At 69.8% G+C, this 21,670-nt stretch carries 17 protein-coding genes; 13 read left to right on the top strand and 4 right to left on the bottom strand.

Translation table 11 applies throughout. The features are described from left to right. Positions 1–101: 101 nt before the first annotated feature. The 6 genes from ruvC (at position 102) to AWB92_RS25090 (ending at position 4,349) form a co-directional block, all read left to right on the top strand. On the top strand, positions 102–671 hold the full coding sequence (gene ruvC, locus AWB92_RS25115) for a crossover junction endodeoxyribonuclease RuvC (protein WP_085190510.1): 570 nt from the start codon (positions 102–104) through the stop codon (positions 669–671). Next, positions 668–1,261, top strand: a complete 594-nt coding sequence (gene ruvA / locus AWB92_RS25110; RefSeq protein WP_085190508.1) for a Holliday junction branch migration protein RuvA — start codon at positions 668–670, stop codon at positions 1,259–1,261. Before ruvC ends, ruvA begins: the two co-directional genes overlap by 4 nt. Beyond that, on the top strand, positions 1,258–2,313 hold the full coding sequence (gene ruvB, locus AWB92_RS25105; RefSeq protein ID WP_085190506.1) for a Holliday junction branch migration DNA helicase RuvB: 1,056 nt from the start codon (positions 1,258–1,260) through the stop codon (positions 2,311–2,313). Before ruvA ends, ruvB begins: the two co-directional genes overlap by 4 nt. A 92-nt stretch (positions 2,314–2,405) precedes the next feature. Then, positions 2,406–3,056, top strand: coding sequence for a hypothetical protein (locus AWB92_RS25100; RefSeq protein ID WP_085190675.1), 651 nt, complete (start codon positions 2,406–2,408; stop codon positions 3,054–3,056). A 109-nt stretch (positions 3,057–3,165) separates the two neighbouring features. After that, positions 3,166–3,552, top strand: coding sequence for a DUF1304 domain-containing protein (locus AWB92_RS25095; protein WP_068188054.1), 387 nt, complete (start codon positions 3,166–3,168; stop codon positions 3,550–3,552). A gap of 125 nt (positions 3,553–3,677) precedes the next feature. Next, complete coding sequence (locus AWB92_RS25090) at positions 3,678–4,349, top strand: hypothetical protein (protein WP_085190504.1); 672 nt, start codon at positions 3,678–3,680, stop codon at positions 4,347–4,349. 63 nt (positions 4,350–4,412) lie between these two features. On the opposite strand, the gene car is transcribed toward AWB92_RS25090, so the two are convergent. Together car and gabT are read right to left on the bottom strand one after the other, a co-directional pair. After that, the gene (gene car / locus AWB92_RS25085; protein ID WP_085190502.1) at positions 4,413–7,895 is read right to left on the bottom strand and encodes a carboxylic acid reductase; all 3,483 of its coding nucleotides are present in this window, start codon (positions 7,893–7,895) and stop codon (positions 4,413–4,415) included. 131 nt (positions 7,896–8,026) lie between these two features. After that, entirely contained in the window at positions 8,027–9,376 is a 1,350-nt protein-coding gene (gene gabT / locus AWB92_RS25080) for a 4-aminobutyrate--2-oxoglutarate transaminase (RefSeq protein WP_085190500.1), read from the bottom strand. A 161-nt stretch (positions 9,377–9,537) separates the two neighbouring features. Between gabT and yajC the strand changes: the two genes are divergently transcribed. The 6 genes from yajC to AWB92_RS25050 all read left to right on the top strand — a co-directional run bounded on the left by yajC (position 9,538) and on the right by AWB92_RS25050 (position 17,724). Further along, positions 9,538–9,876: a preprotein translocase subunit YajC gene (gene yajC, locus AWB92_RS25075; protein WP_085190498.1), complete on the top strand. Its 339-nt coding sequence runs from the start codon at positions 9,538–9,540 to the stop codon at positions 9,874–9,876. Between the two features lie 71 nt (positions 9,877–9,947). Next, positions 9,948–11,762, top strand: coding sequence for a protein translocase subunit SecD (gene secD, locus AWB92_RS25070; protein ID WP_085190496.1), 1,815 nt, complete (start codon positions 9,948–9,950; stop codon positions 11,760–11,762). 3 nt (positions 11,763–11,765) lie between these two features. Beyond that, positions 11,766–13,016, top strand: a complete 1,251-nt coding sequence (gene secF / locus AWB92_RS25065) for a protein translocase subunit SecF (RefSeq protein WP_085190494.1) — start codon at positions 11,766–11,768, stop codon at positions 13,014–13,016. A 5-nt stretch (positions 13,017–13,021) separates the two neighbouring features. Beyond that, the gene (locus tag AWB92_RS25060) at positions 13,022–14,680 is read left to right on the top strand and encodes an ABC transporter substrate-binding protein (RefSeq protein WP_085190491.1); all 1,659 of its coding nucleotides are present in this window, start codon (positions 13,022–13,024) and stop codon (positions 14,678–14,680) included. After that, the gene (locus AWB92_RS25055; protein WP_085190489.1) at positions 14,662–15,207 is read left to right on the top strand and encodes an adenine phosphoribosyltransferase; all 546 of its coding nucleotides are present in this window, start codon (positions 14,662–14,664) and stop codon (positions 15,205–15,207) included. Before AWB92_RS25060 ends, AWB92_RS25055 begins: the two co-directional genes overlap by 19 nt. A gap of 156 nt (positions 15,208–15,363) precedes the next feature. Next, positions 15,364–17,724, top strand: coding sequence for a RelA/SpoT family protein (locus tag AWB92_RS25050; RefSeq protein ID WP_085190673.1), 2,361 nt, complete (start codon positions 15,364–15,366; stop codon positions 17,722–17,724). Positions 17,725–17,730: 6 nt separating this feature from the next. Here the strand turns inward: AWB92_RS25050 and AWB92_RS25045 are convergent, their stop codons facing one another. Beyond that, positions 17,731–18,099 (bottom strand): hypothetical protein, encoded by a 369-nt coding sequence (locus AWB92_RS25045; RefSeq protein WP_085190487.1) that lies wholly within the window; start codon positions 18,097–18,099, stop codon positions 17,731–17,733. 146 nt (positions 18,100–18,245) lie between these two features. Between AWB92_RS25045 and AWB92_RS25040 the strand changes: the two genes are divergently transcribed. Beyond that, positions 18,246–21,434, top strand: coding sequence for an adenylate/guanylate cyclase domain-containing protein (locus AWB92_RS25040; protein ID WP_085190485.1), 3,189 nt, complete (start codon positions 18,246–18,248; stop codon positions 21,432–21,434). Here AWB92_RS25040 and AWB92_RS29900 read toward each other — a convergent pair. Next, on the bottom strand, positions 21,431–21,670 hold a 240-nt coding region (locus AWB92_RS29900; protein WP_193791430.1), incomplete at its 5' end, for a hypothetical protein. The genes AWB92_RS25040 and AWB92_RS29900 overlap by 4 nt on opposite strands.

The raw sequence follows: 21,670 nt of genomic DNA, 5'->3' as shown, positions 1-21,670 counted from the left end.
TATAAGTTAACAGCTTTTACCCGAGGGCAGCGTGTCCTACCGGATGCCGTCGGTGTCGCCGGTTAGGCTCTCGAACAGCTGTTCGTACGAAGGAGCCGGCAATGCGCGTGATGGGCGTCGACCCGGGGCTGACCCGATGCGGCCTGGCGGTCGTGGAGACCGGCGGGGGGCGCAAGGTCGTCGCGCTCGACGTAGACGTGGTGCGCACCGGGTCGGACGTGCCGCTGACCAAGCGGTTGCTGGCCGTCAGCGATGCCGTCGAGTACTGGCTGGACACCCACCGGCCGGACGTGGTGGCCATCGAGCGGGTGTTCTCCCAACACAACGTGTCGACGGTGATGGGCACCGCGCAGGCCGGCGGCGTGGTCGCGCTGGCGGCGGCCAGGCGCGGCATCGACGTGCACTTCCACACCCCCACCGAGGTGAAGGCCGCGGTCACCGGCAACGGGTTCGCCGACAAGGCGCAGGTCACCACGATGGTCACCAAAATCCTTGCGCTGCAGGCCAAACCGACGCCGGCCGACGCGGCCGACGCGTTGGCGTTGGCGATCTGCCACAGCTGGCGCGCGCCGATGATCGCCCGGATGGCCGCCGCCGAGGCCCTCGCCGCGCAGCAACGGCACGCCTACCGGGCCAAGTTGGCGGCGACGCGCAAGGCGGCCGCCCGATGATCGCGTCGGTGCGCGGCGAGGTGCTCGAGGTGGCGCTCGACCACGTCGTGATCGAGGCGGCCGGCGTCGGCTACCGGGTGAATGCGACGCCTTCGACGCTGGCGACGCTGCGGCAGGGCGGCGAGGCCCGGCTGATCACCGCGATGATCGTGCGCGAGGACTCGATGACGCTGTACGGGTTCACCGACGCGCAGACCCGCGACCTGTTCCTGACGCTGCTGTCGGTGTCGGGGGTCGGGCCGCGGCTGGCGATGGCGACGCTGGCGGTGCACGACGCACCCACGTTGCGGCAGGTGCTGCACGACGGCGACGTCACGGCGCTGACCCGGGTGCCCGGCATCGGCAAGCGCAGCGCCGAGCGGATGGTGCTGGAGCTGCGCGACAAGGTCGGGGCCGTGGCCGCGACCAACGGGGCGCCGCTCGTCAACGGCCACGCGGTGCGCAGTCCGGTGGTGGAGGCGCTGGTCGGTCTGGGCTTCGCCGCCAAGCAGGCCGAAGAGGCCACCGACAAGGTGCTGGCCGGCGATCACGAGGCGACGACGTCCAGCGCGCTGCGGGCCGCCCTGTCGTTGCTGGGTAAGTCGCGATGACGCGCCCCGACGACGACTTCTCCGACCGCGACGTCTCGCCGGCGCTGACCGTCGGCGAGGGCGACATCGACGTCAGCCTGCGGCCCCGCTCGCTGCGGGAGTTCATCGGGCAGTCGCGGGTGCGTGAGCAGCTGCAGCTGGTCATCGAGGGGGCCAAGAACCGCGGCGGCACCCCGGATCACATCCTGCTGTCCGGTCCGCCGGGCCTGGGCAAGACCTCGCTGGCGATGATCATCGCGGCGGAGCTCGGCTCGTCGTTGCGGGTGACGTCCGGTCCGGCGCTGGAACGCGCCGGCGACCTGGCCGCGATGCTGTCCAACCTGGTCGAGCACGACGTGTTGTTCATCGACGAGATCCACCGCATCGCGCGGCCCGCCGAGGAGATGCTCTACCTGGCGATGGAGGACTTCCGGGTGGACGTGGTCGTCGGCAAAGGCCCCGGGGCGACGTCGATTCCGCTTGAGGTGGCGCCATTCACCCTGGTCGGCGCGACCACTAGGTCCGGCGCGCTGACCGGCCCGCTGCGCGACCGTTTCGGGTTCACCGCGCACATGGACTTCTACGAGCCCGCCGAGCTGGAGCGGGTGCTGGCCCGGTCCGCCGGGATCCTCGGCATCGAGCTGGGCGCCGACGCGGGCGCCGAGATCGCGCGACGCTCGCGGGGGACGCCGCGGATCGCCAACCGGCTGCTGCGCCGGGTCCGCGACTTCGCCGAGGTGCGCGCCGACGGCGTGATCACCCGCGACGTCGCGAAGTCCGCGCTGGAGGTCTACGACGTCGACGAGCTGGGGCTGGACCGGCTGGACCGGGCGGTGCTGTCGGCGCTGACCCGCGGCTTCGGCGGCGGTCCGGTCGGGGTTTCGACGCTGGCGGTGGCGGTGGGCGAGGAGGCGGCGACGGTCGAGGAGGTGTGCGAGCCGTTCCTGGTGCGGGCCGGCATGGTCGCGCGCACCCCGCGCGGCCGCGTGGCCACCGCCCAGGCCTGGACGCACCTCGGCCTGACGCCGCCGGCCGGGGCGGCCGGCCTCGGGCAACCGGGCCTGTTCGACTAGGGCGAACGGCACCGCCCGCCGGGGTGTGGGTTACGTCACTGGCGCCGCGGGTACCCGCCTCGCAACAGCAATCACTGTTGAAGGAGATTCTGATGAGGCGAACCAACCCCGACTATGACCGCCCTCGCGCGGCGTACATGCCTCGCAGCCGCGGCGCGCTGAGCGGGCTGCTGCTGATCCTCTTGGGTGCGTGGGGCGCGCTGATCCCGTTCTTCGGACCCAACGTCAACTGGGCGTACATGGCCGACCCGGCATGGACGTGGACGACGGCGAAAGGCTGGCTCGAGGTGCTCCCCGGCGTCGTCGCCGCGGTGGGCGGCCTGATCCTGCTCGTGTCCGGCAATCGCGCCAGCGCGGTGCTCGGCGGCTGGCTGGCCGTCGTAGCCGGCGCCTGGTTCGTGGTCGGCCGGGCGTTCGCGCCGATGCTGAACATCGGGGACGTCGGCCAGCCGGTGGCCGCGACGGACCTGAAGCGGGCCCTGCTCGAGGTCAGCTACTTCACCGGCCTTGGTGCGCTGATCGTGTTCCTCGGCGGCGCCGCCCTGGGGCGCGTGGCGGTGCGGCATGCTCGCGACGTCGTGGTGACGGAACCGGCGCCGGTGGCCGCGGCCCCGGCGGAGCAACCGGCCATGTATGACGAATCGCGTCGCGACGTGCCGACCGACGAGCGCGCCGGGCGCGGCTTCTTCCACCGGCGCACCGGGGGCGGCCTGTTCCGTCGCCACCACCACGCCGGCGTCTGATAACCCGCGAGAGCACCGGTAGCCCCAGCGGGCCGCCGGTGCTGTTGCGCGCCCGGGCGAGCGCCGCTCGGTATGGTTCTTGGGTCGTTCGACTTACCGAGGAGGAGCGATGCTCACCGCCGGGTTGGTGTTTGCCGGGCTGGCAGCCCTGCTGCACGTCTACATCTTCACGATGGAGTCGTTGACCTGGACCTCGGAGCGCACCCGCGCCGTCTTCGGCACGACGGCCGAGGAAGCCGAGACCACCCGGCTGCTCGCCTTCAACCAGGGCTTCTACAACCTGTTCCTGGCCATCGTCACCCTCCTCGGCATTCCCCCGGTGATCATGGGCGACAAGGCGGTCGGGGTCGCGCTGGTTCTCGCCGGCGTCGGATCCATGGCCGCCGCCGCGATCGTGCTGGTGTTCTCCGCGCGGGACAAGGCGCGGGCCGCGGTCATCCAGGGCACGTTTCCGGTGATCGCCATCGTGCTGGTGGTGCTCGGCCTGTCCTGGTAACGCCAGGAACATCAGCCTCACTGGTCACGGAAATCCGCTCCTTGCGGCCGCGCGTGTTACATCGCGGCCGGGTCGGGTACTCCCGGGGGGCCGGAAATGGGCCCGGCTTCAATTGAGGAGATGGAATGAAATACGCAGATAGGGACTATCCAGGCGCGTTGACCATGCCGCGCTCGCGCGGCGCGATCAGCGGATTGATCCTGGTGCTCCTTGGCGCCTGGGGGGCGTTGATCCCGTTCGTCGGCCCCCGCTTCAACTTCGCCTACACGCCCGACCGCGACTGGGCATGGACGACGGCGCGCGGCTGGCTCGAGGTGCTCCCAGGCGCCGCCACGGTGGTGGGTGGCCTGCTGTTGATCGTCGCCGGCAACCGTATCGCCGCCATGCTGGGCGGCTGGCTCGCGGTCCTGTCCGGCGCGTGGTTCGTGGTGGGCGGCCAAATCGCTCCTCTGCTGGGCATCGGATCCGCCGGCGACCCGATCGCGGCGACCGAACGCAAGCGCGCCGCCCTCGAGGTCTCCTATTTCTCCGGCCTCGGCGCGCTGATCATCTTCGTCGGCGGAGTCGTCCTGGCCCGCACGGCGGTGCGGCTCGCGCGCGACGTGGCACCCCTGAGCCATCCCGAGGCAGCTGCGCCGGTCGGGGAGCCGGCGTACGTGTCCGGGCTCGACGAGTCGCCCGCGGTGTCGTCGGGCGCGGTCACCAAGCCCCGGATGGAGCGCGGCTGGCGCCGCCAGCGCGACGCCGCGGGCTCGCCGAACGCGGCGTACCTGCGCTGGCCCCACCCGCAGGGCTGAGTCAGGAAGAGCTGACGCAGAAAATCGCCGACCCGCGTAGGGCCGGCGATTTTCTGTGCGTTCTTACAGCAATCCGAGCAGCTGCAGGTCGCTGACGTACTTGGCGATGATCTGCGGCGAGATGTGCGGAATGTCCTTCTCCGGGCCGATTTTCGCGTCCTGAACCGCGGCACGGAACCGGTCGGTAGGCGCGATCGAGCCGTTGATCGGCCGCTCGGGCTTCTGGTAGTTGTGCAGCAGCGGCAGCAGCGAAGCGTTGCGCTGCTTTTCGGGCAGCCCGCGCAGGCTGGTCTCGAACCGCTGCAGCCAGTCGCCGTAGTCGTCGACGCGCCGGATGGCGCATCCCGCGTCGATCAGCCAGTCGACGAACTGATCCATCCCGATGCCGTCGTCGTACGGGTTCATCACGTGGAAGGTGCGGAACCCGTCCGCGCTCTGGGCACCCAGCGTGGAGATCGCCTCGGCGATGAACTCCACGGGCAGCCCGTCGTAGTGGGCGCGCTGCCGGTTGCCGTCGGCGTCCAGCTCGTAGAACGAGGCGGGTGCGATCCCGGTCGCGGCCAGGCTCAGCATCATCCGGGTGAACATGTCCGGGACGTTGAGCTGGCCGGCGTAGGTGGTGTCGGCCAGGATCATGTCGCAGCGGAACACCGCGACCGGCAGCCCGCACAGGTCGTGGGCCTCGCGCAGCAGCACCTCGCCGGCCCACTTGCTGTTGCCGTAGCCGTTGGCGTAGCTGTCGTTGATCGCCCGCGTCGCGCTGATCTCGCGGATGTCGGCGTCCTCGGTGAACTTGCCGGGCTGGATCTGGTCGCCCACCCCGATCGTCGAGACGTAGGTGTACGGCTTGATCTTCGTCGTCAGCGCGAGCCGGATCAGCTCGGCGGTGCCCAGCGCGTTTGGCCCGAACAGCTCGCTGTATGGCAGCACGTGGTTGACCAGCGCCGCGGGGTCGACGATCAGGTCGACGGCGTCGGCCAGCCGCTGCCAGGTCTCCCGGTCCAGGCCGAGGTCCGCCTCGCCCTTGTCGCCGGCGATGACCTCCAGGTGGTCGGCGGCCAGCGCCTGGTAGTGGGCCAGCAGCTGGGGGTCCCCGCTGTCAAAGGTCTTGTCGAGACGCGCCCGGGCGTCCTCGTCGGAGCGGGCTCGCACCAACGCGATCACCTTGCCGTCGACCAGGTCCATCCGCTCAAGCCATTCCAGGGCCAGGTAGCGGCCCAGGAATCCGGTTGCGCCGGTGAGCAATACGGTGCGCACCTCGGAGGTGGGCTTGGGCAGCTCGGGCGCCGACTCCAGTGTCGAGGCCTCCAAGAACTTGTCCAGCGTCAGCTCGGCGGCGTGCACCTCGGTCGCGTCGCGCCCGTGCACCGAGGCGAAGCTGGGGCGCTTGGTGCCCTTGCGCTCGCCCTCGATGTAGGTGGCGATCGCCGCCAGGTCGTTGGCCGGGCTGACGATCACGCCCACCGGCACGTCGACGTCGAAGATCTCGTGCAGCAGGTTGCCGAATGTCAACGCCGACAACGAGTCTCCGCCCAGGTCGGTGAAGTGTGCGTCCGGCGACACCTCGCTGCTCGCGGTGCCCAGCAGGGCGGCCGCGGCGCGGCTCACCGTCTGCAGCGCCGGCGCGTCGGCGCCGCTGCGGCGCAGCTCGCTCAGCTCGTTGGCCTGGCCTTCGGCCAGCTCGGCGTAGAGCTGTTCGAGGCGCTCGCCGTAGTGCTGCTTCAGCTTCGGCCACGCCAGCTTGCGGATGCCGGTCAGCAGGCCGTTCTCCAGCGTGAAAGGCGTTGTCTCGATGAGGAAGTCGCGCGGCACCTCGTAGGACTGCAGCCCGGCCTCCTTAGCGACATACTGCAGCGAGTCGGCGATCATCGGCTTCAAGGTGTCGATCTCGTACGCTGCCAACGCCTCTTCGGTGGGCACCACGACCGCCAAGAGATACGGGTGGGCGCTGTTGCCGTAGACGTAGATCTGGCGCACCAGCGGGCTGTTGCCGAACACCGCCTCCAGCTTCGCGACGGTGACGAATTCGCCCTGCGCGAGCTTGAGCACGTTGTTGCGGCGGTCGACATAGACGAGCTTGTCGGGAGCGACCTCGGCGACGACGTCGCCGGTCCGGTAGTAGCCGTCCTCGTCGAAGACGCCGGCGGTCACCTCGGGCCGCTTGTAGTAGCCGGGGAACATGTTGTTGGTCTTGAGCAGCAGCTCGCCGCGCGGGTAGGGCCGGTCGGTGGAGAAGTAGCCCAGGTCCGGGACGTCGACCAGCTTGTAGTCGACGACCGGCGGGCGCTGCACCTCGCCGTCGAACAGGACCATCCCGGCCTCGGTGGAGCCGTAGCCGTCCAGCAGGTGCATCTGCAGCAGGGACTCGACCCACTGCCGCAGCTCCGGGGAGGTGGGCGCCGAGCCCGTCATCGCAAAGATGAACCGCCCGCCCAGCAGGTGGTTGCGCAGCTCGTCCATCACCTCGGCCTCGTCGTCGCCGCGGTCGACCCGGCGCTGGTACTCCGCGTAGATGGTCTCCCAGATCCGCGGCACGAAGTTCATCTCGGTGGGCCGGACCAGCTCGAGGTCCTCCAGCAGCGTCGAGAGGTCACTGCGGGCCGCGAAGTAGGCGGTGCCGCCGTTGCCGAGCGTGCCGTAGAGGATGCCGCGGCCCATGACGTGGCTCATCGGCATGAAGTTGAGCGTGATCGACGCGGCGCTCGGTCCGAACCAGTTGCGGGCCGACCGGCACCACATCTTCCCGACGTTGCTCGCCGGGTACATCGCGCCCTTGGGCGCGCCGGTGCTGCCGGAGGTGTAGATCAGCAGGGCCAGCGGGTCACCCTCGGCGGGCGCCGGCGCCGGCGCCTCGGGCAGCGCGCTCCCGCGCTCCAGCAGGTCGGCCAGGGCCTCGACGGTGACGGCGGTGTCGGCCAGCCGCGCGCGGACGGCGTCGACGGCCTCGCGCTCGTCATCGGCCTGGGGGTGGTAGTCGAACACGACCAGCTTGGCCGGCGCGGGTCCGCTCAGGATCAGCTCGACGGCGTCGGGCAGCTGGTTGACGCTGGCCGCGATCACGCTGGGCTCGGTCTCGGTGACGATCGGCTGCAGCTGGGCGATCGCCGCGCTGGTCTGCAGCGGGACCGACACGGCGCCGATCACGCCGAGCGCGGTGTCGATGGTGGCGTAGTCGACGCTGTTGAAGCCGAGTACGCACACCCGGTCGCCGGCCTGCACCGAGTCGTGGGCCAGCGCGCGGGCCAGCGCGTCGACGCGGTCGCGCAGCTCGCCGTAGGTGACGGTCTCATAGCGGGGGAGCAGCTGCAGCGTCGTGCGCCCGGTCGTGGCGTCCTTGACGAACTCCACCGCGCGTTGCCCGAGAGCCGGGCGGTCGGCGTAGCCCTCGAGCACGGTCTGGATGATCTGCGGCAGTCGCAGTCCAGGCTGCTCAAGGGCCTCGGCGACGGCCGGGTCCGGTCGGGCGGCGGCGAACTGGGCGTCGTTGGCGGTGAGGTCGTCGACGCGGCGTGCGAGCCACTGTTCCTGAGTAGTAGTAGTCGACATAAACGATTCCCTCTTAACGCATAAGCACTAGGTGATTGGGTCGCGCGACATTGCGCTGATGTCAAGAACGTTAGCAAAACTAACGGTATTCCTCAATGGACTCGCCGTGGGTGTGATGTTGCACACCGACGCTAGAGCTCGCCGAGGAGGCCGGTGAGGGTGGCGACGCCCTCGGTCAGCAGCTCGTCGCTGATGGTCAGCGGCGGCAGCAGCCGGATGACGTTGCCGAACATCCCGCACGTCAACACGATGACCCCGGCCGCGTGGGCCGCCTTCGAAAGCGCTTCCGTCAGTTCGGGGTTGGGGTCCGAACTGCCCGACTTCACCAGCTCTATCGCGATCATTGCGCCGCGGCCACGAACGTCCCCGATCCGGTCGTCGGCCGCCTGCAGCCGCAGCAGCGGTTCGGTGATCAGCCGTTCCAAGTGCTGGGCCCGCTCGATCAATCCGTCGCTCTCGATGGTCTCGATCGTGGCCAGCGCCGCGGCACACGCGACTGGGTTACCGCCGAACGTGCCGCCCAAACCCCCGACGTGCGGGGCGTCCATGATCTCGGCGCGGCCGGTCACCGCGGACAGGGGCAGCCCGTCGGCGATGCCCTTGGCGGTGCAGATCAAGTCGGGTTCCAGGCCCGCCGGGCCCTCGTGCTCGCAGGCGAACATCGCGCCGGTGCGCGCGAAGCCGGTCTGCACCTCGTCGGCGATGAACACGACGTCGTTTTTGCGGCACCAGTCCAGCAGGGCGGGCAAGAACCCCTCGGCCGGGACGATGAATCCGCCCTCGCCGGCGATCGGCTCGATCAGGACGGCGGCCAGGCTGTCCGCGCCGACCTGGCTCTCGATCACCCGGATCGCCCGCTCGGCGGCCTTCTGGCCGTCGGTGGCCAGCTCCTTGTCCAGCAGGCCGTCCCGATAGGGGTAGGACAGCGGGGCCCGGTAGATCTCCGGCGCGAACGGGCCGAAGCCGCTCTTGTAGGGCATCGACTTGGCGGTGAGTGCCATCGCCAGGTTGGTGCGCCCGTGATAGGCGTGGTTGAACGCCACCACGGCGGGCTTGCGGGTGTAGGCGCGCGCGGCCTTGACGGCGTTCTCGACGGCCTCGGCGCCGGAGTTGAACAGCACCGAGCGCTTTTCGCCGGAGCCCGGCGTGATCCGGTTGAGTTCCTCGGCGACGGCGACGTACTCCTCGTACGGCGTCACCATGAAGCAGGTGTGGGTGAAGTCGGCGACCTGCGCGCGCACCGCGTCGACCACCCGGGGCGACGAATTGCCGATCGTGGTGACCGCGATGCCGGAACCCAGGTCGATGAGCCGGTTGCCGTCGACGTCCTCCACGATGCCGCCACCGGCGCGCGCGACGAACACCGGCAGCGAGACGTTGACGCCGTGCGACACCGACGCGGCCCGGCGCTTGTTCAGTTCCAGCGATGTGGGACCGGGGATTTCGGTGACCAGGTGGCGAGTCTGCTCGAGGCTGGCCACGACGTCCTCCTCACCGCGGCGCGCGTGTCACGTCGCGCGTCAAGCCTATCTGGTTCCGCGCGAGTCAGCGGGGCCAGTCGTTGGCCCCCTGCGGTGCTGGCAGACTGGCCGTTACTGGTCGTTTCGAGCTCCGGAACGGGCGAATACGAAAGATAGGCGCAATGAATAGTTTGGTCATGTTTTTGCCGTTCGTGCTCATCATGGTCGGCTTCATTTATTTACAGGGGCGCCGCCAGAAGAAGGCGATGCAGGCCACCATCGACCTGCACGACTCGTTGCGCCCCGGGGACCGGGTGCACACCACGTCCGGGCTGGAGGCCACCGTCGTCGCCATCACCGACGACACCGTCGACCTGGAGATCGCGTCCGGCGTGGTCACCACGTGGATGAAGCTGGCCATCCGCGACAAGATCCTGCCCGAGGAGCCGGCCGAGCTCGGTGACGACGACGCCGCCGACGACTTGGAGGAATCCGACGGGCTGACCGACCCGGGCCGGTAGGTGAGGGGGCACGTAGGCTTTTCTAGGCTCTGCCGGGGCAAGAAACCGATTCTCAAGGAGATACGAGGAAAGTGGCATCGTCTTCGGCGCCGGTGCACCCTGCCCGATACCTGTCGGTGTTCTTGTTGCTGCTGGTCGGCGTCTACCTGCTGGTGTTCCTCACGGGCGACAAGAAAGCCGCGCCCAAGCTCGGCATCGACCTGCAGGGCGGCACCCGCGTCACTCTGACCGCGCGCACCCCCGACGGGTCGCGGCCCAGCCGGGAGGCGCTGGCACAGGCGCAGCAGATCATCAGCGCCCGGGTCAACGGGCTGGGCGTGTCCGGTTCGGAGGTCGTCGTCGACGGCGACAACCTGGTCATCACGGTGCCCGGCAGCGACGGCAGCGAGGCCCGCAACCTCGGGCAGACCGCGCGGCTGTACATCCGGCCGGTGCTCAACTCGATGCCGGCGCAGGCCGCCCAGCCCAAGCCGCCGGCCCAGGCGCCCGCGGGCGGACCAGCGCCCGAGCAGCCGGCGCCCGGCCAGCCGGGCGCGCCCCAGCCGGCGCCCGGCCAGCCGGGCGGGGCGCAACCGGCGCCCGGCCAGCCCCAGCAGCCGGCGCCGCCCACGCAACCGGCGCCGCGCCCGCAACCGCGGCCCTATCCGCAAGACCCGCCACCCAGTCCAGCCCCCAGCCCGGCGCCGGCGCCGGCACCCGCGCCGCCGCCCGAGGCGCCCGGCCCGCCGCCGGCGGCGCCGGCGCCCCCCGACCCGCGCAAGGACCTCGCCGACCGCATCGCCGAGGAGAAGACCTGGCGGCAGAGCACCCGCCAGGGCATCCAGTTCCTCGCCCTGCAGTTCCAGGCGACCCAGTGCGACAAGAAGGACGACATCCTGGCCGGCAACGACGACCCGGCGCTACCACTGGTGACCTGCTCGACCGACCACAAGGTCGCCTACCTGCTGGGCCCGTCGATCATCAGCGGCGACCAGATCGCCGACGCCACGTCCAGCCAGAACCAGCGCGGCCTCGGCTACGTCGTCGACCTGCAGTTCAAGCCCGCGGCGGCCAACACGTGGGCGGACTTCACCGCCGCCCACGTCGGCACCCAGACCGCGTTCACGCTGGACTCCCAGGTGGTCAGCGCCCCGATGATCCAGGAGGCCATCCCCGGCGGGCGCACCCAGATCTCCGGCGGCCAACCGCCGTTCACCGCCTCCACCGCCAAGCAGCTGGCCAACGTGCTGAAATACGGGTCGCTGCCGCTGTCCTTCGAATCCTCTGAGGCCCAAACGGTCTCGGCGACACTGGGATTGACCTCGCTGCGGGCCGGGTTGATCGCGGGCGCCATCGGCCTGGGCCTGGTCCTGCTGTACTCGTTGCTCTACTACCGCCTGTTGGGTTTGCTCACCGCATTGTCGCTAGCCGCCTCCGGCGCAATGGTTTTCGCGATCCTGGTGATCCTGGGCCGCCAGATCAACTACACGCTGGATTTGGCGGGCATCGCGGGTCTGATCATCGGCATCGGCACCACCGCCGACTCGTTCGTGGTGTTCTTCGAACGCATCAAAGACGAGATTCGCGAGGGCCGTTCGTTCCGGTCCGCGGTGCCACGGGGGTGGGTGCGGGCGCGTCGGACGATCTTGTCGGGCAACGCCGTCACCTTCCTGGCCGCCGCGGTGCTCTACGCCCTGGCGATCGGCCAGGTGCGGGGGTTCGCCTTCACGTTGGGCCTCACCACGCTGCTGGACACCGTGGTGGTGTTCCTGGTGACCTGGCCGCTGGTCTACCTGGCGTCCCAGTCCACGACGCTGGCCAAGCCGGCGTACAACGGCCTGGGCGCCGTGCAGCAGGTCGCGCGGGAACGCCGGGCCGCGGCGGACGTGAAGACGGGACGGGGATAGCGCATGAGTACCGCCAAGGATGCGAGCGCGCTGACCGACAGCGCGCAGTTGCCGCACCACAGCTTCATTTCCCGGCTCTACACCGGTACGGGCGCGTTCGAGGTGATCGGGCGGCGCCGGATGTGGTTCGGGATCAGCGGCGCGATCGTCGCGGTCGCGCTGATCAGCATCGTGCTGCGCGGCTTCACCTTCGGGATCGACTTCAAGGGCGGCACGACGGTGTCGATGCCGCGGGGGACGGCGCAGACCGCGCAGGTGTCCGAGGTCTTCCGCAAGACCATCGGCAAGGACGCCGAGTCGGTGGTGATCGTCGGCAACGGCGCCTCGGCGACCGTGCAGATCCGGTCGGAGACGCTGACCAACGACCAGACCACCAAGCTGCGCAACGCGCTGTTCGACGCCTTCCAGCCGAAGGGCAACGACGGCAAGCCCAGCAAGCAGGCCATCAGCGATTCGGCGGTGTCGGAGACCTGGGGTGACCAGATCACCAAGAAGGCGCTGATCGCGCTAGTGGTGTTCCTGGCGCTGGTCAGCCTGTACATCACCATCCGCTACGAGCGCTACATGGCGATCTCCGCGCTGACCACCATGGTGTTCGACCTGACCGTCACCGCCGGCGTGTATTCACTGATCGGCTTCGAGGTCAGCCCGGCCACGGTCATCGGGCTGCTGACCATCCTGGGTTTCTCGCTGTACGACACCGTCATCGTGTTCGACAAGGTCGAGGAGAACACCCGCGACTTCCAGCACACCAACCGGCGCACCTTCGCCGAGCACGCCAACCTGGCGATCAACCAGACGTTCATGCGCTCGATCAACACCAGCCTGATCAGCGTGCTGCCGGTGCTGGCGCTGATGGTCGTGGCGGTGTGGCTGCTGGGCGTCGGCACGCTGAAGGACCTGGCGCTGGTCCAGCTGGTCGGCATCCTGGTGGGCACCTACTCGTCGATCTTCTTCGCCACCCCGCTGCTGGTCACCCTGCGCGAACGCACCGAGCTGGTGCGCACCCACACCCGCCGGGTCCTCAAGCGGCGCGCGCGCGCCGACGAGTCGGCCGTCGAGATCTCCGAGTCGGCCGCCGAAGAGCCGACGGAGGCGACCGAGGAGGCCGAGGCTACCGAGGCGGACAAGGCCACCGAGGCCGCCGAGGTCCCCGCCAAACCCGCGCCGAGCAAGCCGGCCCCCGGCGCACGGCCGGTGCGCCCCACCGGGACCCGCCGCCCGACCGGCAAACGAAACGCGGGCCGGCGGTAGGCCAGATGTTGCGGGCCGACCGGGGGAACCTGAGGGGGACCGCGGCGGCTGCGTTGGCCGGCGTGCTGCTGGCCGCGTTCGCGTTGGCCGGGTGCTCGGGCAGCGCCGCCTCGAACGTCGACTACGTGGTCGACGGCCCGCTGATCAGCTACAACACCAACACCGTCGTCGGCGCCGCGTCGGCGGGCGCGCAGGCGTTCGCCCGCACGCTGACCGGCTTCGGCTATCACGGCCCCGACGGGCAGGTCGTCGCCGACCGCGACTTCGGCTCCGTCTCGGTCGTGGGCGGTTCGCCGCTGGTCCTCGACTACCAGATCGCCGACAACGCCGTCTACAGCGACGGCAAGCCGGTGACCTGCGACGACCTGGTGCTGGCGTGGGCGGCCCAGTCCGGCCGGTTCCCCGGCTTCGACGCCGCCAGCCAGGCCGGCTACGTCGACGTCGCCAACGTCGAGTGCATCCCGGGCCAGAAGAAGGCCCGGGTGTCCTTCGTCCCTGACCGCGCCGTCGTCGATTATGCCCAGCTGTTCGCCGCGACCACGATCATGCCGTCGCACGTCATCGCCGACCAGCTGAACGTGGACGTGACCGCGGCGCTGCTGAGCAACAACGGGCCCGTGGTGGCGCAGATCGCCAAGCTGTGGAACACCGGCTGGGACCTCAAGCCAGGTGTCGACCTCAAGCGCTTCCCGTCGTCGGGCCCGTACAAGATCGAGCGAATCCTGGACGGCGGCGCGGTGGTGCTCGTCGCCAACGACCGGTGGTGGGGGCCCAAGGCGGTGACCAAGCGGATCACCGTCTGGCCCCAGGGGCCCGACATCCAGGACCGGGTCAACAACCGCAGCGTCGACGTCGTCGACGTCGCCGCCGGTTCCTCCGGCGCGCTGGCCACCCCCGACAACTACGAGCGTTCCGATGCGCCGTCGGACGGCATCGAGCAGTTGATCTTCGCGCCGCAGGGACCGCTGGCGCAGCCCAAAGTCCGGCGCGCGTTCGCGTTATGCACGCCGCGCGACACGATCGCGCACGACGCCGGGGTGCCGATCGCCAATTCCCGCCTCCAGCCCGCCACCGAGGATGCCATCGCGGCCGGTGAGGGCGCCGCCGAGGCCGGCCCGTTCGGCAAGGCCGACCCCGCCGCCGCCCGCGAGGCCCTCGGCGGCGCGCCCCAGCCGGTGCGGATCGGCTACCAGGGGCCCAACGCGCGCCTGGCGGTGACGGTCGGGTCGATCACCAAGTCCTGCGAGGCGGCCGGCATCACCGTCACCAGCGTCCCGCTGGACACCTCCGGGCCCCAGGCGCTGCGGGACGGCAAGATCGACGTGCTGCTGGCCAGCACCGGCGGGGCCACCGGCAGCGGGTCGACCGGGTCATCGGCCATGGACGCCTACGCGCTGCACAGCGGCAACGGCAACAACCTGTCGGGCTACAACAACCCCCAGGTTGACGGCGCGATCAGCGCGCTGGCGGTGTCTGCCGACCCGGCCGAGCGGGTCCGGCTGCTGGCGCAGGCGGCCCCGCCGCTGTGGACCGACATGCCGACCCTGCCGCTGTACCGGCAGCAGCGCACGCTGCTGACATCGAAGAAGATGTACGCCGTGAGCAGGAACCCGACCCGGTGGGGAGCCGGCTGGAACATGGATCGATGGGCGCTGGTCGAGTGACGGGCGCTCCGGTGGCTGAGGTGATCGCGTCGCTGACGCGGGACGTCGCCGACTTTCCGCAGCCCGGCGTGCAGTTCAAGGACCTCACCCCGCTGTTCGCCGACCGGGACGGGATGAACGCGGTCGTCGACGCGCTGGCCGAGATCGCGTCCGGCGCCGACCTGGTGGCCGGCATCGACTCCCGCGGGTTCCTGGTGGCCGCGGCCGTCGCCGGCCGGCTGGGCACCGGTGTGCTGGCCATCCGCAAGGCCGGCAAGCTGCCGCCGCCGGTGCACGCCGAGCGGTACGACCTGGAATACGGCAGCGCCACCCTGGAGATCCCGGCCGACGGGATCGAGTTGCGCGGCCGCGACGTTGTCGTCATCGACGACGTGCTGGCCACCGGCGGCACCCTCGGCGCGGCCGCCCGGCTGCTGGAGCGCGCCGGGGCGCACGTGACCGCGGCCGCCGTGGTGGTGGAACTCGTCGCGCTGGGCGGTCGCGAGGCCGTCGCGCCGCTGCCGGTGCACAGCCTGAGCAGGGCCTAGCCTGGCCCGAGTGTGAACTGGCGGCGTTGCGTGTGAACGTGGGGCGGGAATTCGCCGTTTGGCCGCCGCAGCCGCACACTCAAGTCCCTCAGTGCACACTCGACAAGGCCGGGAGATCGGAGTTTGGAGATATCCTCGACGTCGGAGGTGACAATCGTGGCGGACGACCAGAGCACGACGCAGGCCGTCGCGCCGCCGATCGAAGAGACGCCGGTCGTCGAGCCATCGGAGGCGCCGACCGAGACGCTGAAGACCTCCAGCAGCGCCTCGCGCCGGGTGCGCGCCCGGCTGGCGCGGCGGATGACCGCCCAGCGCAGCGCGCTGAACCCCGTACTCGAGCCGCTGGTGGCGGTTCACCGGGAGATCTATCCCAAGGCCAACTTGCAGCTGTTGCAGCGCGCGTTCGAGGTCGCCGACGAGCGGCACGCCACCCAGTTGCGCCACTCCGGTGACCCCTACATCACCCACCCGCTGGCCGTCGCGAACATCCTGGCCGAATTGGGCATGGACACCACCACTTTGGTGGCCGCGCTGCTGCACGACACCGTCGAGGACACCGGCTACACGCTGGAGCAGCTGTCGGAGGAGTTCGGCGAAGAGGTGGGCCACCTCGTCGACGGCGTGACCAAGCTGGACCGCGTCGTGCTGGGCAGCGCGGCCGAGGGCGAGACCATCCGCAAGATGATCACCGCCATGGCCCGCGACCCCCGGGTGCTGGTGATCAAGGTCGCCGACCGGCTGCACAACATGCGCACCATGCGCTTCCTCCCGCCGGAGAAGCAGGCCCGGAAGGCCCGCGAGACGCTGGAAGTCATTGCGCCCCTTGCCCATCGGCTGGGTATGGCCAGCGTCAAGTGGGAGCTGGAAGACCTGTCGTTCGCGATCCTGCACCCCAAGAAGTACGAGGAGATCGTGCGGCTGGTCGCCGGGCGCGCGCCGTCGCGCGACACCTACCTGGCCAAGGTCCGCACCGAGATCGTCAACACGCTCAATGCGTCGAAGATCAAGGCGACGGTCGAGGGCCGGCCCAAGCACTACTGGTCGATCTACCAGAAGATGATCGTCAAGGGCCGCGACTTCGACGACATTCACGACCTGGTCGGCATCCGCATCCTGTGCGACGAGATCCGGGACTGCTACGCCGCCGTCGGCGTGGTCCACTCGCTGTGGCAGCCGATGGCGGGCCGGTTCAAGGACTACATCGCCCAGCCGCGTTACGGGGTGTACCAGTCGCTGCACACCACAGTCGTCGGGCCGGAGGGCAAGCCGCTAGAGGTGCAGATCCGCACCCGCGACATGCACCGCACCGCCGAGTACGGCATCGCCGCGCACTGGCGCTACAAGGAAGCCAAGGGCCGCAACGGAGTTCCGCATCCGCACGCCGCCGCCGAGATCGACGACATGGCCTGGATGCGCCAGCTGCTCGACTGGCAACGGGAGGCCGCCGACCCCGGCGAGTTCCTCGAGTCGCTGCGCTATGACCTTGCGGTCCAAGAGATCTTCGTATTCACCCCCAAGGGCGACGTCATCACGCTGCCGACCGGCTCGACGCCGGTGGACTTTGCGTACGCCGTGCACACCGAGGTCGGTCACCGCTGCATCGGCGCCCGGGTGAACGGCCGCCTGGTGGCGCTGGAACGCAAGCTCGAAAACGGCGAAGTCGTAGAGGTTTTCACGTCCAAGGCGCCCAACGCGGGGCCATCGCGGGACTGGCAGCAGTTCGTGGTGTCCCCGCGCGCGAAGACGAAGATCCGCCAGTGGTTCGCCAAGGAGCGCCGCGAGGAGGCGCTCGAGGCCGGCAAGGACGCGATGGCGCGCGAGGTGCGCCGCGGCGGACTTCCGTTGCAGCGCTTGGTGAATGGCGAGTCGATGGCCGCGGTGGCTCGCGAGCTGCACTACGCCGACGTGTCCGCGCTGTACACCGCGATCGGTGAGGGGCACGTGTCGGCCCGCCACGTCGTGCAGCGGCTGCTTGCCGAGCTCGGCGGCATCGACCAGGCCGAGGAGGAACTCGCCGAGCGGTCCACGCCGACCACCATGCTGCGCCGCCCGCGCAGCAGCGACGACGTCGGAGTCTCGGTCCCCGGTGCCCCGGGCGTGCTGACCAAGCTGGCCAAGTGCTGCACGCCGGTGCCCGGCGACCAGATCATGGGGTTCGTCACCCGCGGCGGCGGGGTCAGCGTGCACCGCACCGACTGCACCAACGCAGCGTCGCTGCAGCAGCAGGCCGAGCGCATCATCGAGGTGCTCTGGGCGCCGTCGGCGTCGTCGGTGTTCCTGGTGGCCATCCAGGTCGAGGCGCTCGACCGGCACCGGCTGCTCTCGGACATCACCCGGGTGCTCGCCGACGAGAAGGTCAACATCCTCTCGGCGTCGGTCACCACTTCCGGCGACCGTGTTGCGATCAGCCGGTTCACCTTCGAGATGGGCGACCCCAAGCATTTGGGCCACCTGCTCAACGTCGTGCGCAACGTCGAGGGCGTGTACGACGTTTATCGCGTGACGTCCGCTGCTTAAAGCGGCTTAGCGCCGACTGGTCGCCGGCTTGCGCCGCGCCGGCAGGTGCACGACGGCGGTGTCGGACTGTTGCTGGTCCTCCAACACGATGACGCCCTCCGCGTCGCTGCCGACCGGTTTGGCCGCCCCCTCGAGCACTTCACCGACGACGCGAACCGCCTTGGGCAGCGCGGTGTTCGTCAACACCTTGAAGAGCGGGACCGCCGCGATGAACAGCGCCAGCGGCGGCTCGACCAGGCCCAGCCCGGTGGCCACCACCAGGCCGCCGAAATAGCCGATCGACCTTGGCACGTCGACTTCGACCGTGCCCACCTGAACTTCCAACACGTTTTCCGGTGCACCGAACCGGATCTCCACGGCGCTGCTGGTGGCCATCACGCCCTCCCGATACTCATGCCGAAAGTCTTCGAGTACCCCGTGCGGTCGCGTCTAGCCCACCCGCACGGAATTGAGCGTGTTGTTCGCCGCCAAACGCCCTATTCTTGGCGGATCGGGGTTTGACCGCGGTAGGTGGTACTGGCATGACGGCGGCGGAATTGGCTTGCGGTGCGTGCGGTATCGAATTGCCGCCGAATTCGAAGTTTTGCAATGCGTGCGGGTCTCCGGTCGCGGTGCCCGACACAACGGCGGAATACAAGCAGGTGACGGTGCTGTTCGCCGACATGGTGCGCTCGATGGACATCGCCTCCGCGCTGGACATGGAGCGGTGGCGCGAGATCATGACCGAAGCCGTCGAGCGGTCGGCGGCGGCCGTGCGCCGCTACGGCGGCACGGTCGAATACTACGGTGACGGGCTGATGGCCCTGTTCGGGGCACCAGTTGCGTTGGAGGATCACGCTTTTCGGGCGTGTCTGGCGGCGCTGGCGATCCAGGACGAGGTGAACCGGCTGGCGGAGGAGGTGGCCCGCCGCGATGGCGTGCCGTTGCGGTTGCGGGTGGGCCTGAATTCGGGACGGGTGATCGCCGGTGAGATCGGCTCGGGGTCGCCGAGGTACGCCGCGACCGGCCAGCCGGTCGGGTTCGCCGAGCGGATGCAGTCGGTGGCGCCGCCGGGCGGGGTGATGCTGTCGGAGTCGACGGCACGGCTGGTCGAGCATGCCGCCACGCTGACCGAACCCGAGTGGGTGCACGTCAAGGGCATCGACCAACCGGTGCGCACGCGTCGGCTCATCGGAATCGGTCCGCGGCATGGGCCGGTCGGGCGCGCCGAGGCAAGGCTGATCGGTCGCAGCCAGGAGATGGCGGCTCTCGGCGCGCTGGTGGACCGCGCGATCGGCGGCCACGGTGGTGTGGTGGGTGTGGTGGGGCCGCCGGGCATCGGCAAGAGCCGGACGGCCCGCGAGACCGCGGCCGTGGCGGCCGGTCGCGGTGTCGAGGTGTTTTGGACCTACTGCGAATCCCACGCCGGCGATGTTCCCTTCCGTGTGGTGGCCCAGCTGCTGCGCTCGCGCACCGGCGTGGCCGACCTCGGCGCCGAAGCCGCCCGCGGCCGGGTGCGGGAGCAGCTCCCGAACGCCGACCCGCAGGATCTGCTGCTGCTTGAGGATCTGCTCGGCATCGCCGATCCCGAGGTGCCGCTGCCCGCCATCGACCCCGATGCGCGGCGCCGCCGGCTGACCGCCTTGATCAACGCCGCGTCGCTGGCCAGCAACCGACCGGCGCTGTTGATCATCGAGGATGCCCAGTGGATCGACACGGTCAGCGAGTCGATGCTGGCCGACTTCCTCACGGTCATCCCGCAAACCTCGTCGATGGTGTTGCTCACAGCCCGCCCCGAATACCAGGGAGCCTTGACGCGGGTGCCCGCCGCGGAGACGATAACGCTTGCCCCACTGGGTGATTCGGACACCGCGGCGCTGATCGGTGAGCTGCTGGGCTCGGATCCGTCGGTCGGCGGGCTGGCGGATGTCCTCGCGGAACGGGCCGCCGGGAACCCGTTTTTCGCCGAGGAGATGGTGCGCGAGTTGGCCCAAAGCGGAGCGTTGGCCGGCGAGCGTGGTGGCTACGTGCGCCAGGTCGATGTGGCCGAGGTGAGCGTCCCGGCCACGGTGCACACGGCCATCGAGGCGCGCATCGACCGCCTGAGCACACCGGCCAAGCGGACGGTGCACGCGGCGTCGGTGATCGGCGCACGCTTCGCGGCGGACCTGCTTGACGCGTTGGGCATCGATGCGGTGCTCGACGAGCCGCTTGGGGCGGAGCTCATCGATCAGGTACGGCTCACCCCGACCGCCGAGTACGCTTTCCGCCACCCGCTGATCCGCGCGGTGGCCTACGAATCACAGCTCAAATCGGACCGTGCCGAGTTGCACCGGCGCGTCGCGGCAGCGATCGAATCACGGGACCCGGCAGCGGCTGACGAAAATTCAGCCCTGATCGCGGCGCATCTAGAGGCCGCCGGTGACTCGCATGCCGCCTACGGCTGGCACATGCGGGCGGCAACCTGGGCGACCTACCGCGATGTCAACGCCGCGCGACTGAGCTGGGACCGCGCCCAGAAGATCGCCGACGCGCTACCCGACGATGACCCAAACCGAACAGCGATGCGCATTGCTCCCCGCACCATGTTGTGCGGGATCGCCTACCGAGTCTATGAACGTGTGGCCGGCACCCGGTTCGAGGAATTGCGCGAGTTGTGCGACGCCGCCGGGGATAAGGCGTCACTGGCCATCGGGATGGCCGGGTTGATAATCGATTACGCGTTTGCGGACCAGGTGTGCGAAGCGTCGCGGGTGGCATCGGAAGCCTGGACTTTAATCGAGTCGATCGGTGATCCGATCCTCGCGGTGGGACTGTCTATGCCGTTGTTCTATGCCAAGGCCGAGACCGCCGACTTCGCTGACGGGCTGCGCTGGGCACAGCGAGTGATCGACCTGGCCGACGGTGACCCGACTAAGGGCAACTTCCTTTTCGGAGCGCCGCTGGCGATCGCTATTACGGCGCGTGGTGTGGCCCGGTCGGTCCTGGGTCATCCCGGGTGGCGCGACGACCTGCGGGACGGCCTGGCCATCGCTGAAGAATTCGACCCGATGTCGGCCGCCACGGTCGTCGGCTGGACTTATTCGAAGGGCATAGTTTCCGGCCTGCTCAACCCCGACGATCGCGCATTGCATGACATTGAGAATGCCTTGCAGAAGGCGGAACGAGCCGGTGATGACTTCGCGTTGTCCCAAGCCATGGTGACGCTGGGCCTTGCGTTGGTACACCGCTCCACGCCCGCCGAACGTAGTCGCGGGCAGCAGCTTTTGGCCGACGTCACCGACCTATGCCAACCCCGGGGACGGGCGCTATGCGACCTCTGGCTCTTCGGTGTCTACTCGGCACGCGAGCTGGCTCGGGATGGGGACCGCGATCAGGCCATACCGCTGATGCGTGCCGCCGTCGACCATTTGTTCCGCGAAGGACGACTGTTGGCGCATGGCATTGCAACGACCGGTGTTCTGGTGGAGGCCCTGCTCGATCGCGCCGGCAACGGGGACCACGAAGCTGACTTAGCCGAGGCTGAGGCCGCGATCGAACGGTTGGCGTCGGCGCCGGCCGACGAGGGTTTGGTGATCAGGGACGTCTGGCTACTGCGGCTGCGCGCGCTGCTGGCCCGCGCCCGCGGCGACGATGGCGCCTACCGCGATTACCGGGATCGCTATCGCGCCATGGCGGTATCGCTTGGCTACGAAGGCCACATCGCCTGGGCTCAGAAGATGTGTGGCTAGGGCAAGCCGTTCAGCCCGGGTGCGCCGAGCAGCGTGATGGTGCCGCCGCTGCCGGGGGCGCCCGCGGTCGTGCCAAGCCCGGCGTTGCCGCCGTTGCCGCCGGCGCCGAGGATCGCTACGGCATTGCCGCCGTTGCCGCCGTTGCCGCCGGTCGTCGCGCCGTCTCCGCCGGCGCCGCCGGCACCGCCGCCGCCCACGAGTAGTGGACCGGCCTGGCCGCCGGCGGCGCCGGCGGC

The sequence above is a fragment of the Mycobacterium sp. IEC1808 genome, assembly GCF_002101935.1.
In the GTDB taxonomy this organism is placed as follows: domain Bacteria; phylum Actinomycetota; class Actinomycetes; order Mycobacteriales; family Mycobacteriaceae; genus Mycobacterium.
The sequence above is the reverse complement of the archived record's forward strand: the minus strand, read 5'-3'. Positions and strand labels throughout refer to the sequence as shown.